The sequence below is a fragment of the Pseudoalteromonas sp. TB25 genome (assembly GCF_000497995.1).
GTDB lineage: Bacteria > Pseudomonadota > Gammaproteobacteria > Enterobacterales > Alteromonadaceae > Pseudoalteromonas > Pseudoalteromonas distincta.
Window position 1 is genome coordinate 1 of record NZ_AUTI01000435.1, and the last position, 10,878, is coordinate 10,878.

The 10,878-nt window shown below is 41.5% G+C and carries 10 protein-coding genes and 2 pseudogenes; 8 read left to right on the forward strand and 4 right to left on the reverse strand.

Features of this window, described 5'->3' with window-relative positions:
• From L652_RS0121120 to pspF, 3 genes and pseudogenes are all read right to left on the reverse strand, one after another.
• A pseudogene (locus L652_RS0121120) lies at nt 1–303 on the reverse strand (ABC transporter permease); the annotation flags it as partial.
• Nucleotides 303–1,910, reverse strand: a complete 1,608-nt coding sequence (locus L652_RS0121125) for an ABC transporter substrate-binding protein (protein WP_024596506.1) — start codon at nt 1,908–1,910, stop codon at nt 303–305. The pseudogene L652_RS0121120 and the gene L652_RS0121125, both read right to left, overlap by 1 nt.
• Nucleotides 1,911–1,925: 15 nt before the next feature.
• Complete coding sequence (gene pspF, locus L652_RS0121130) at nt 1,926–2,990, reverse strand: phage shock protein operon transcriptional activator (protein ID WP_024596505.1); 1,065 nt, start codon at nt 2,988–2,990, stop codon at nt 1,926–1,928.
• Between the two features lie 186 nt (nt 2,991–3,176).
• Here pspF and pspA point away from each other — a divergent pair, with 186 nt between their 5' ends.
• From pspA to L652_RS0121170, 8 genes are all read left to right on the forward strand, one after another.
• Nucleotides 3,177–3,836, forward strand: coding sequence for a phage shock protein PspA (gene pspA / locus L652_RS0121135; protein ID WP_007376832.1), 660 nt, complete (start codon nt 3,177–3,179; stop codon nt 3,834–3,836).
• Nucleotides 3,837–3,908: 72 nt separating this feature from the next.
• The gene (gene pspB / locus L652_RS0121140) at nt 3,909–4,142 is read left to right on the forward strand and encodes an envelope stress response membrane protein PspB (protein ID WP_024596504.1); all 234 of its coding nucleotides are present in this window, start codon (nt 3,909–3,911) and stop codon (nt 4,140–4,142) included.
• Entirely contained in the window at nt 4,139–4,540 is a 402-nt protein-coding gene (gene pspC / locus L652_RS0121145; RefSeq protein WP_024596503.1) for an envelope stress response membrane protein PspC, read from the forward strand. The genes pspB and pspC overlap by 4 nt, the downstream gene beginning before the upstream one ends.
• Before the next feature lie 63 nt (nt 4,541–4,603).
• Nucleotides 4,604–6,022, forward strand: coding sequence for a YcjX family protein (locus L652_RS0121150; RefSeq protein ID WP_024603637.1), 1,419 nt, complete (start codon nt 4,604–4,606; stop codon nt 6,020–6,022).
• Complete coding sequence (locus tag L652_RS0121155) at nt 6,019–7,044, forward strand: TIGR01620 family protein (RefSeq protein ID WP_024603638.1); 1,026 nt, start codon at nt 6,019–6,021, stop codon at nt 7,042–7,044. Before L652_RS0121150 ends, L652_RS0121155 begins: the two co-directional genes overlap by 4 nt.
• A gap of 510 nt (nt 7,045–7,554) precedes the next feature.
• Complete coding sequence (gene megL / locus L652_RS0121160; RefSeq protein WP_024596502.1) at nt 7,555–8,736, forward strand: methionine gamma-lyase; 1,182 nt, start codon at nt 7,555–7,557, stop codon at nt 8,734–8,736.
• Nucleotides 8,737–8,972: 236 nt separating this feature from the next.
• A complete protein-coding gene (gene phhA, locus L652_RS0121165; protein WP_024596501.1) occupies nt 8,973–9,770 on the forward strand; it encodes a phenylalanine 4-monooxygenase in 798 nt (265 codons plus the stop codon).
• A 37-nt stretch (nt 9,771–9,807) separates the two neighbouring features.
• Nucleotides 9,808–10,152: a 4a-hydroxytetrahydrobiopterin dehydratase gene (locus L652_RS0121170; protein ID WP_002958326.1), complete on the forward strand. Its 345-nt coding sequence runs from the start codon at nt 9,808–9,810 to the stop codon at nt 10,150–10,152.
• 83 nt (nt 10,153–10,235) lie between these two features.
• Here the strand turns inward: L652_RS0121170 and L652_RS0121175 are convergent.
• Nucleotides 10,236–10,878 (reverse strand): annotated as a pseudogene (locus tag L652_RS0121175) (BCCT family transporter); the annotation flags it as partial.

Sequence of the window (10,878 nt, forward strand, 5' to 3'; positions counted from 1 at the left end):
TAAAGTAGCCGGTAGTAAGTCAATAATATGGCTAAACACGCTGTTACCAGAGGCAAATGAAAGCCCCCAATCGCCTTGAAATATTCTCCCTAAAAAGGCAATGTATTGCATAAAGTAATTGCTGTTGTATAAATATTTATCCTCAAGCTCACTATGCTGTGCAAAGTTACCACTTGGTATGCCACTTAAATTACTTAGCGGATCACCGGGAAATAAATACGCCAGTGAAAACGTAAATACGCTGAGCATTAGTATCATAAAAAAGAACAAACCAAGGCGACGTAAAATATAATCTAAGATCATTATTTTTTCCTCGCATTAGCAAGCGAAATAGCACCAAACGGGCCAAGTGTTATGCCTTCCACATCAGCGCTACTTGCTTGAAAGCGCAAGCCATGAGCAATTGGTAATAACGGCAACTCTTTAATAATTAAGCTTTGTGCATCTTCGTAGTATTTTTTACGTTTGTTTAAATCAGTGGTGTCTAGTGCTTTAGTAAGCAATAAATCAAATTGGGGATTACACCAGTTTGCAGGGTTTTTGCCACTAAAAGTAGCGGTGCAACTCAGCAGCGGGCTAAAAAAGTTATCAGGGTCGGGTGTATCTGCGGCCCAACCAAGTAATACACTGTCGTGCCTATGCTCGCCAATACGTTGAATAAACGTATTCCACTCATATTCTACAATACTGACGTTAACGCCTACTTTGCGTAAATCACTTTGCATAAGCTCAGCCATTTTACGTGCGTTGGGATTATAAATACGACTCACAGGCATAGCCCATATCGTCATATCAAAGCCATTAGGCAACCCTGCTTCAATAAGTAATTTTTTAGCAAGTTCTGGATCAAACGTAGGTATATCTTCTTGTGGCTCAAATGCCCAAGAGGTTGGCGGCAAAATAGATTGTGCGCGAGTACCGTTACCGTAATAAACCGCCTGCATTATTTTATCTACATCTATTGCGTGCGCAAGCGCTTGGCGTACGCGTAAGTCGTCAAACGGAGCACGCTCTGTATTAAATGCCCAATAACCTATGTTTAAGTTTGTTTCTTTTTCGACGTTTATATCATCACGTTGCGCTAAAATGCTCAATTGCGCACTACTTGGATGAGCCGTTACATCGCACTCTTTAGTCAGCATTTTTGCTATGCGCGTAGTGCCGTTAGGGGTTATATCGTAAACCAATTGCTCAAGTGCAACGTCATGCTTCCAATAAAGTGGGTTACGGTAAAAGCGCACAAGATGATCTCGGCGGTATTCTTTATAAATATACGGGCCGGTGCCAATAGGGTACTGATCAAATAAGTTCTTTTGATTATTTTTCTTAAGTTTCATGGCGTATTCTTCTGAAAGCACCACGGCAAAGTCGGTAGCCATATTAGCTAAAAAACTACTTTCAGGATTAAACAATTCAAAACGGACTTGGTAGTCAGACACGCGCACAATTTTGCGAATAAGTTGATCAATTCCTACACTTTGAAAATACGGGTAATCGGCATCGCCCACAAAGTGATATGGATTATATACATCGAATAATCGGCTAAAGGTGAATATAACGTCGTCGGCGTTAAAGTCCCGCGATGGGGTAAAATAAGAAGTTGTATGAAACTTTACATCTTTACGCAGGGTAAAGGTAACCGATTTACCATCTTTGCTAATTTTCCAATCGGTCGCCAGCTCACTTTGAAACTCTGCCGTAACAGGGTCAATGCTAATTAAGCGGTCGTATAATTGGTTAGCAATTATATCAATAGTTGAACCGGTGGTCGTGACTTGCGGATTAAACGACACAGGGTTAGCTTCAGCGCAATAAACTAAGCCTTGGTTTTTTTCTTCTATGATTTCTTCTTTGCTATCAAGGCAACCAACTAAAGTGGTGGTAAGCAAAACAAGTAATAATTTATGCACCCGCATAACCTCTGACTATTGTTGATCCAACAAGTTGTATTTTTTAAGATAACCACGTAATTGATGATACGTTAAACCAAGTACTTCTGCAGTTTTCTTTTGATTAAATTGGCTATGTTCGAGTGCTTTATTAATCATATTTATTTCAAAGTCGTTTGAATGCTCTTTTAAGCTGCACGGAAATTGAATATCAACGGCTGAATCATTGCTTGCTTGAGTAACCGGCGGCGTAACAACAATAGGCTCTGCATTAACCGTTTGAGCCGCTACAGGTGCTTTAATACGCGCTTTTGGTCTAAATGGGCTATCGAATGGGTCTAAAATAATCTGGTGAACGGGAATATGTTCACTACCGTGGCGATACAAACTGCGTTCAACCACATTTTTAAGTTCACGAATATTACCAGGCCAATCATAACTAAGCAGTGTTTCTGTTGCGCTTCGGGTAAAGCCGCTAAACAGTTCCCACTCTAAATCGCGCGCCATGTTCATCGCAAACTGCTCAGCAAGAAGCATAATATCGTCTTGGCGTTCGCGCAGTGGTGGTAGGGTAATTACATCAAAGGCAAGGCGATCGAGTAAATCACTTCTAAATTCACCTTGCTCGGCCAAATAAGGAAGATCTTCGTTTGTCGCACACACTAAGCGGGTATCTACTTTTACAGTTTGTTTGCCTCCAACACGTTCAAACTCACCGTATTCTATAACGCGCAGCAGTTTTTCTTGTACCATAGCTGAGGTATTAGCTAATTCATCTAAAAACAGTGTGCCGCTGTTAGCGCGTTCAAAACGACCTTCGTGACGTTTACTTGCCCCCGTAAAAGCACCGCTTTCGTGGCCAAATAACTCACTTTCGAGTAGGTTTTCGTTAAGCGCTGCACAGTTAAGCTTTACGTAGTTTTGATCCCAGCGTTTTGATAAAAAGTGTAAGCGTGCTGCTATTAGCTCTTTACCTGTGCCGCGTTCACCAATAATAAGTACCGGTTTATCTAAATTAGCCAGTTGCGATACCTGATCTAATACAGACAGAAAGCTATCTGATTGGCCGAGTAAATTATCCTGTTGGCGATATTGGCTCATATTTCCTAACTCTTGGTCATTTTTACTAACAGTTAGTGTATTTCATAATTAGGGATAACTAAAGAAATTTGTATATTTAGTTTAACGTAATGAAAATAAAGTGTATTTTAACTTTTAAAAAGTTGGCAAGCATATTGATACTAGTTATAGCAGACTAACTAAGTTTTAATTACAGAGGTAAATGTTATGGGAATTTTTTCACGTTTTGCAGATATTGTTAATTCTAATATCAACGCCATTTTAGATAAAGCAGAAGACCCAGAAAAAATGGTTCGTCTGATTATTCAAGAAATGGAAGATACGCTTGTTGAAGTACGTTCTACATCAGCTAAAACATTGGCTGAGAAAAAAGAAATTGTACGCCGCTTAGATACACTTAAAGCGCAGGTAAGTGATTGGCAAGATAAAGCCGAACTGGCTTTAAGTAAAGACCGCGACGATTTAGCGCGTTCAGCCTTACTTGAAAAGCAAAAGTCGGCAGATGCAGTTGCTTCAGTAGCGAGTGAGCTTGAACATGTAGAGTCTCATATTGAGAAATTACAGCAAGAAGTAACGACGCTACAAGAAAAGCTAGCAGATGCTAAATCTCGTCAAAAAGCGATTATACTTCGCCAACGTTCGGCTGAGTCGCGCCTTGAAGTGAAAAAGACACTTGATAGCTCAAAAGTAGAAGAAGCACTTAACCGCTTTGAACGTTACGAAACCAAAATTGATGGACTAGAATCTCAAATTGAGTCGTACGATTTAGGTAAAAAGACGTTAGCGGATGAAATTGCTAATCTACAAAAAAATGAAAAGATAGATGATGAGCTAGCCGAACTTAAAAAGAAGTTAGCTGATAAATAATTACATATAAAAATATATGGGGCCCTTGTGCCCCAGCTTAAAAACATCAAAACGGATTGTCAGGAGAGGATTATGTTTGATCCAGAGATATTAGTTGCACCATTTATCTTGTTTATGATTTTTGTTGCTCCGCTGTGGCTAATTTTGCACTACCGTAGCAAGAAACAAGTAAGCCAAGGTTTAAGTGAGCACGAACATCGCCAATTACTTGAGCTTGCACACAAAGCTGAAAAAATGGCTGATCGATTAGAAACACTTGAAGCATTGCTTGATCAAGAGTCACCACAATGGAGACGCAAAGTATGAGTGCCAAACGCGAATTATTAAGAGACCCACAACGCGGTAAAATAGCCGGTGTATGTGCGGGATTAAGTGACTACTTTAATATGGAGTTATGGTTAGTTCGCATTATATTTGTTAGTGCGGTACTGCTAACGGGTGGCCCATTATTTGTGGTAGCGTATATTGCAGCCTGGTTCATTTTAGATAAAAAAGAGCCCGCAACAGCGCAAACAAAAAGCTCAACTAAAACTGATGATCCGCTAGAAGTAAAATTTAAAGTATGGCAAAAAGGCGAGCCGCCGCGCCGCGCATTGCAAGATTTAAAAGAGCGTTTAACGCGTGTAGATACTCGCCTTCAAGATATGGAGCGCCATGTAACTTCAAGCGAGTTTACGGTGAGCCGTGAAATTAACAAACTTTAAAGGATTTAATAGCACCTTATTTGCAGCGTGATAAATTACGGCAAATTAGGTGCAAGACACTTTATGAGCCAATCATTTGCAAAAAAGACCTTTAAAAGCATTAAAGGCAAAGCACAAAAAGCCCTTCATCGCAGTTTAGACCAACACGTAAAGCTTGCCGTAACTGGCCTAAGTGGTAGTGGTAAAACTGCCTTTATTACCGCGCTTGTTAAACACTTAACAACCCAAGCGGACGATAAAAACTTACCTTTTTTTGATGTAATGCGCGAGCACCGCCATGTGGCCACTAAAGTTGTGCCGCAAGAGGCGTTAAAAGTCCCTACGTTTAATTACCCTCGAGCACTCAATACTTTATTACCCAGCGATGGGATGCCTACATGGCCTGCATCTACCGAGCGTATTAATACGCTGCGCTTGGCAATAAAGTATCAAAGTAATGCAGGGCTGCGTGGGCACTTTTCGCCGCAATCAACGCTTTATTTAGATATTATTGACTACCCGGGTGAATGGCTCCTTGATTTACCTATGCTTGAGCAAAGCTATTCTCAATGGTGCGAGCAGCAATATCCGTTATTAACTCAGCCTTCGCGCGTAAACACATCAAGTGACTTTTTAGTGGCCGTTGATCAACTTGACTTAAACGCCCCCGTTGATGAAAACGCACTTGCCCATATTGCTCAGCTTTATCAAAGCATGTTAGTCGGGCTTAAAAAAGACACCAAACTTGCCATGTTACAACCTGGGCGCATGCTAATGCCTGGCGACCTACAAGGCGCGCCATTGTTATTGTTTTTTCCGGTATCGGGTGAAATAAACAGTGACGATGTCGTTGCGGGTTCTAATTTAGCGCATTTAATTAAGCGTTTTAACGCCTATATAAAAGAAGTTGTAAAACCATTTTATAATGAGCATTTTAGGCACTTTGATCGCCAAATTGTACTTGTAGATGTACTTAGTGCATTAAACGAAGGGCACGAAACACTCCAAGAGCAAAGCAGTGTAATAAACCAATTACTCGCACATTTTAACTATGGCGAGTCGGGCTTTTTTAAACGTTTATTTAAGCCCAACATAGACAAAATATTATTTGCAGCTAATAAATCAGATCACATAAGTGCTAAGCACCATAAAGATTTAGCACTGCTACTTGATTCGCTCGTGCATGAGCAAAGTAATCATTTAAAGTTTGATGGTGTAAAAATAGAAACCATGGCCATGTCGTCAATTACAGCAACGCAACCGCGCCAAATTACCGACAAAGGCCAAACGCTTGACTGCATTTACGGTAAACCATTACACGAGCCTGATTGGCTTACGTATCTACCGCCNCAACCACCCTCGCGGATGCTTAATAAAAATGAGTGGCCAGCACAGGGATTTGAGTTTTTATCGTTCTCTCCAATGCCGAGCCCCGATAAACAACTAAAACATATTCGATTAGATCATGTCATGCAGTACCTGCTAGGAGACAAATTAACATGAGTGAGTCAAACCAAACATTTCAAGCAGGGCGTCGTATAGATACGCAAAGCATTGAGCAAAACGAACCCGTTTTAGCACCTGCAAAAATTATTCAGCACGGACAAAGTGATTACGAAGAACTTGAAGATGAAGCACTAGAGCCAGAAATAGATCTGGAACCTGTGTACAAAAAGTCAAAGTGGCAAACGCTTAAAGGTGTTTTTGCTATTAGTTTTATAGTACTGGTGCTTTTAGAGTTTGCGTACTCGTTATTATTTGCTTTCGAGCAGTCAATTATTTTAGGCAGTGTTTATTTAACTGCGGTTGTAAGTGGCGTGCTGCTAATTGGGCGCTTATTGTGGCGAGAGTACCGAATGCTGCGCAGTTTAAAGCGGAACCAACTGCACCGAGTTGAAGCCGACAGGCTTTTAAACAGCGAGCAAGTAGGCGGTGCATTACCTTGGCTCGAAAAGCTTAATAAACATCAGGAGCTTGATAACTTTGAAACCTTTAAAAACCAAGTAGCGATGCATCACAGCGACAAAGAAATAATGACGCTGTACGCCAACAGTTTATTAATAACCCAAGACACCAAAGCTAAAAAGCTTATAAATCGTTTTGCGACTGAATCTGCACTGCTAGTTGCCCTAAGCCCGCTTGCGCTGGTGGATATGATGGCTGTGCTTTGGCGTGGTACTAAGTTAATTGAACAAATTGGTAAAATTTACGGCATTGGTTTTGGCTACGCGAGCCGTATAAAGTTATACCGCATGTTGATAAAACAAGTAATGTTTGTTGGCAGTGCAGAGCTTGTATCTGACCTTGCTGCAACTGCACTAAGTGCTGAGCTTTTAGGTAAGCTTTCGGGACGAGCTGCGCAAGGGGTCAGCGCCGGTATTTTTACAGCGCGTATTGGTTACAAAGCAATGGAGCTTAGTCGCCCATTACCACGGCTTGAAAACAAACGCAGCTTACTAAAAGGCACTGTGCAAAGCATCGCAGGTAAAATTATGAGCCGTAAAAAGGCGGAGTCAACGCAGTAAAATACGAGGGCGTGTTTATCTTTGATGGTTGAATTTGCAGCAGTCTGTTTGGTATTTAGGCAAGGCAGAGCCTATGTAGTGTGGTTATTCCCCATAAATAGGTGATAACGTAGCATTAATGCCAAACAGGCGCTGCCCAAAGGGTTCTTCCTAGGGGCTATTTACTCTTTGTTGCCTACATGGATGTAGGTAAGGGGCGTGAGCAGGACGCGGAAGCTTTGCTCGGTTTTACTTATTCTTACATGGATGTAAGCCAGTAGGGTAACGCAGGAGCAGTTACCGAGCCCACTAGGTTACAAACCTCGCGCCGCGATTTAATCTTCCTTGGATTGAACAAATTTCAATCCGCAAAGGTCAACACGCCCTGGTGGCAATATTTGTGTACAAACGTGCGCTGCACGGTTTTTACACAAATAGCCATCTGAGCATCCGGCATGCTTGCTGTTTGTAAGCGCATACGTTTTGATTGTTGAATCGCAAAAACATAATAATCAAAAAAATGAGCCTACAATGAGCAAGCATCATATAAACACCCAGTGTATTCACGGACCACAAAAAGCAAACGACCCGCACGGCGCACTTACTTCTCCTTTGTATCAAACCTCGACCTTTCATTTTGAAAATGCCGCACAAGGTGCTGCGCGTTTTGCAGGCGACGAACCTGGCTATATTTATACGCGTTTAGGAAACCCCACAACCACAGAGCTTGAACAAAAAGTTGCTCAACTAGAGAGTTGTGAAGCAGCAGCTGCAACCGCAACAGGTATGGGGGCTGTATCTGCCTCAGTACTGAGCTTTTTATCGCAAGGAGATCATCTTGTTGCCTCAAGTGCTTTATATGGTTGTACCTTTGCGTTTTTCTCGCATATGTTGCCGCGCTGGGGAATCGAAGTCACTTTTGTTGATATGACCAACGAGGACGAACTACGCGCTGCCATCAAACCTAATTCAAAAATGATATTTGTAGAAACGCCAATCAACCCCACTATGGCGGTTATTGATTTGGCACTTATTGGCGCAGTTGCTAAAGAGCACAACTTAATTAGTGTGGTCGACAACACCTTTTTAACGCCGCTACTGCAATCGCCTAAAAAATACGGTATCGACATTATAATGCACAGTGCGACCAAGTACTTAAACGGCCACGGAGATGTAGTTGCCGGTATTGTATGTGGATCGTTTGAGCACATAACACACATTAAAATGACCGTACTAAAAGATATTGGTGCAACCATAAGCCCACACGATGCATGGCTAATTAATCGAGGCCTAAAAACACTCGCTATTAGAATAGAGCGCCATTGTCAAAGCGCACAAACAATAGCGCAATATCTAGAGGCTCACCCACAAGTAAGCACCGTATATTACCCGGGGCTTAAGTCGCACCCAGGTTATAAGTTTATTGGTAATCAAATGAAAGCCGCTGGTGGTGTTATTGCGTTTGAAATAAAAGGCACGCTACAAGATGGCGCACAATTTATTGATAGTATGAAACTTTGTACACTTGCAGTAAGCCTCGGCGACGCTGAAACACTGATTCAGCATCCTGCATCTATGACTCACTCGCCTTATACGCCAGAGGAGCGAGCTGCCGCTGGAATAAGTGATGGGCTGATCAGACTCTCGGTTGGGCTTGAAGATGTTAACGACATTATTAGTGATTTAGACCAAGCTTTTACTAAAATTGGTTAGGTGTATTTAATTATATACACTAAAAACAAGGTGTAGGCCTTTGTTTAAAGGCCTGTATTTTTAGTGTGCCATAGCTGTAATTTTAACTTTACAATGTAAGTGATCGCGCTAAATACTGATGTTAGCCTATCTATTAAACTTTTCTTCACTTTTGCATAGTATGGGGCCATTCGATATTCATTAGGTTTGAGTATCACACTGACACCGATTTAGGGCTCACACCCAAGAAGGTACTTATGGCTAAAGCAAGTAAATACACATCCAAAACACCAGACGAAAATGGTGTTATACATTGGAGTGATGAAGAAAATAAAATTTGGTCTGAGCTTGTAGCGCGCCAACTTGCATGCATTGAAGGCAAAGCCTGCGATGAGTACATGCAAGGGTTAAAAAAGATTAACCTGCCGCACGACCGCATTCCGCAGTTAAGCGAACTAAACGAAGTGTTACTAGCCACAACCGGTTGGCAAGTTGCACCAGTACCTGCGCTTATCGACTTTGATGAGTTTTTTAGATTACTGGCAAACAAGCAGTTTCCGGTAGCTACATTTATTCGTAGCCGCGAAGAATTTGACTACCTACAAGAGCCTGATATTTTTCATGAAATATTTGGCCATTGCGCCATGCTAACTAACCCTGACTTTGCCGAGTTTACGCATAAGTACGGGCAATTAGGTTACGCAGCGCAGAAAAAAGACCGTGTATACCTTGCGCGTATATACTGGTTTACAGTCGAATTTGGTTTAATGCAAACCGAACACGGTCTGCGTATTTACGGCGGTGGTATTTTATCAAGCCCAGGGGAGACTCAGTACGTATACTCAAACACGCCAGAAATCAGCCCAATGAATGTTCTAGATGTACTGCGTACGCCGTACCGTATTGATATTATGCAACCACAGTACTACACCATAAATTCGATTCATGATCTGTTTGATATATCACAAATGGATATTATGACTTTGGTTGAGCGAGCTAAAGAGCTTGGTTTGCACGACCCAAAATTTCCACCAAAAGAAAAATTAGCCAGTTAAACATTAATGCTACAAAAGCTAAAAGTAAGGATTTAGAATGTCTTCATTAAGTGCACAAAAATGCGAAGCCTGTCATGTAGATGCGCCAAAAGTATCTGACGAAGAGTTAGCACAATTAATTACTAAAATCCCAGATTGGGTACCAGAAGTACGTGACGGCATTATGCAGCTTGAGCGTGTTTATAAATTTAAAAACTTCAAACAGGCTATCGCGTTTACTAACAAAGTAGGCGACATGGCAGAAGACGAAGGCCATCACCCAGGTTTATTAACCGAGTGGGGCAAAGTAACGGTTACATGGTGGAGCCATTCAATTAAAGGCCTACACAAAAACGATTTTATTTGCGCAGCTAAAACAGACGACGTATTTAACGCGCTGTAGTTAAAAATTAATTGAGCGAACTAAAAAGGCACTTTTCAGTGCCTTTTTTATTGCAATAATTGTGTATTAAATACGATGCTTATTTAAGGTTTATCGCTATTTAACATGTCATCGTGTTCGGCCATATCCCAAGGTAGTTCACCTGGGCTGTTACCTAAAAAGTGTAAGTAATTCTCAAATTGATCAAGAATATCCTTCACAATATCATCTTCACTGTAACCATACACATCGTAAGATTGCCCACCACGGCGTAAGAAAACATCAGCCTTGTAATACATTTCGATGTTATCAATCTCAGGTTTCAGCTCAGAATAGGCAAAGCTTGGCATAGGGTGTTCGGTTAGACGAATGTCATACACAAAATCAACATGCTCATGGCGTAGCACAGTTAAATGAGCACGGCCTAAGTCGGTATCAAAATCAACCTCTGCATGCCATTGTCGCGCTTTTAATTCAGCCTGAACGGCTTGCATTGCTTGTACTACCACACTACTAATGAAGGTGTGTACTTTTTCTTTATTGGGGTAATTAACCATGGCGGCTAAACGGCGCTTCCAATGAGATAAGTTAATATTACGGCCATTAAGCGCATGTGCTTGTAAACTAGTATCGCGATGGCCTTCAATGGTGAGTGCTCGCCAAAGCCCAGCGGTGGCAATAAGCATAATAATCGCAAAGGGTAAGGCACTGGCTATAGTCATAGTTTGTAGCGCACTTAACCCACCT

Excerpts from the sequence above, each read along its gene's own strand:
- pspF (WP_024596505.1), bottom strand. The coding sequence starts at position 2,990 with ATGAGCCAATATCGCCAACAGGATAATTTACTCGGCCAATCAGATAGC.
- pspA (WP_007376832.1), top strand. The coding sequence starts at position 3,177 with ATGGGAATTTTTTCACGTTTTGCAGATATTGTTAATTCTAATATCAAC.
- pspB (WP_024596504.1), top strand. The coding sequence starts at position 3,909 with ATGTTTGATCCAGAGATATTAGTTGCACCATTTATCTTGTTTATGATT.
- pspC (WP_024596503.1), top strand. The coding sequence starts at position 4,139 with ATGAGTGCCAAACGCGAATTATTAAGAGACCCACAACGCGGTAAAATA.
- L652_RS0121155 (WP_024603638.1), top strand. The coding sequence starts at position 6,019 with ATGAGTGAGTCAAACCAAACATTTCAAGCAGGGCGTCGTATAGATACG.
- megL (WP_024596502.1), top strand. The coding sequence starts at position 7,555 with ATGAGCAAGCATCATATAAACACCCAGTGTATTCACGGACCACAAAAA.
- phhA (WP_024596501.1), top strand. The coding sequence starts at position 8,973 with ATGGCTAAAGCAAGTAAATACACATCCAAAACACCAGACGAAAATGGT.
- L652_RS0121170 (WP_002958326.1), top strand. The coding sequence starts at position 9,808 with ATGTCTTCATTAAGTGCACAAAAATGCGAAGCCTGTCATGTAGATGCG.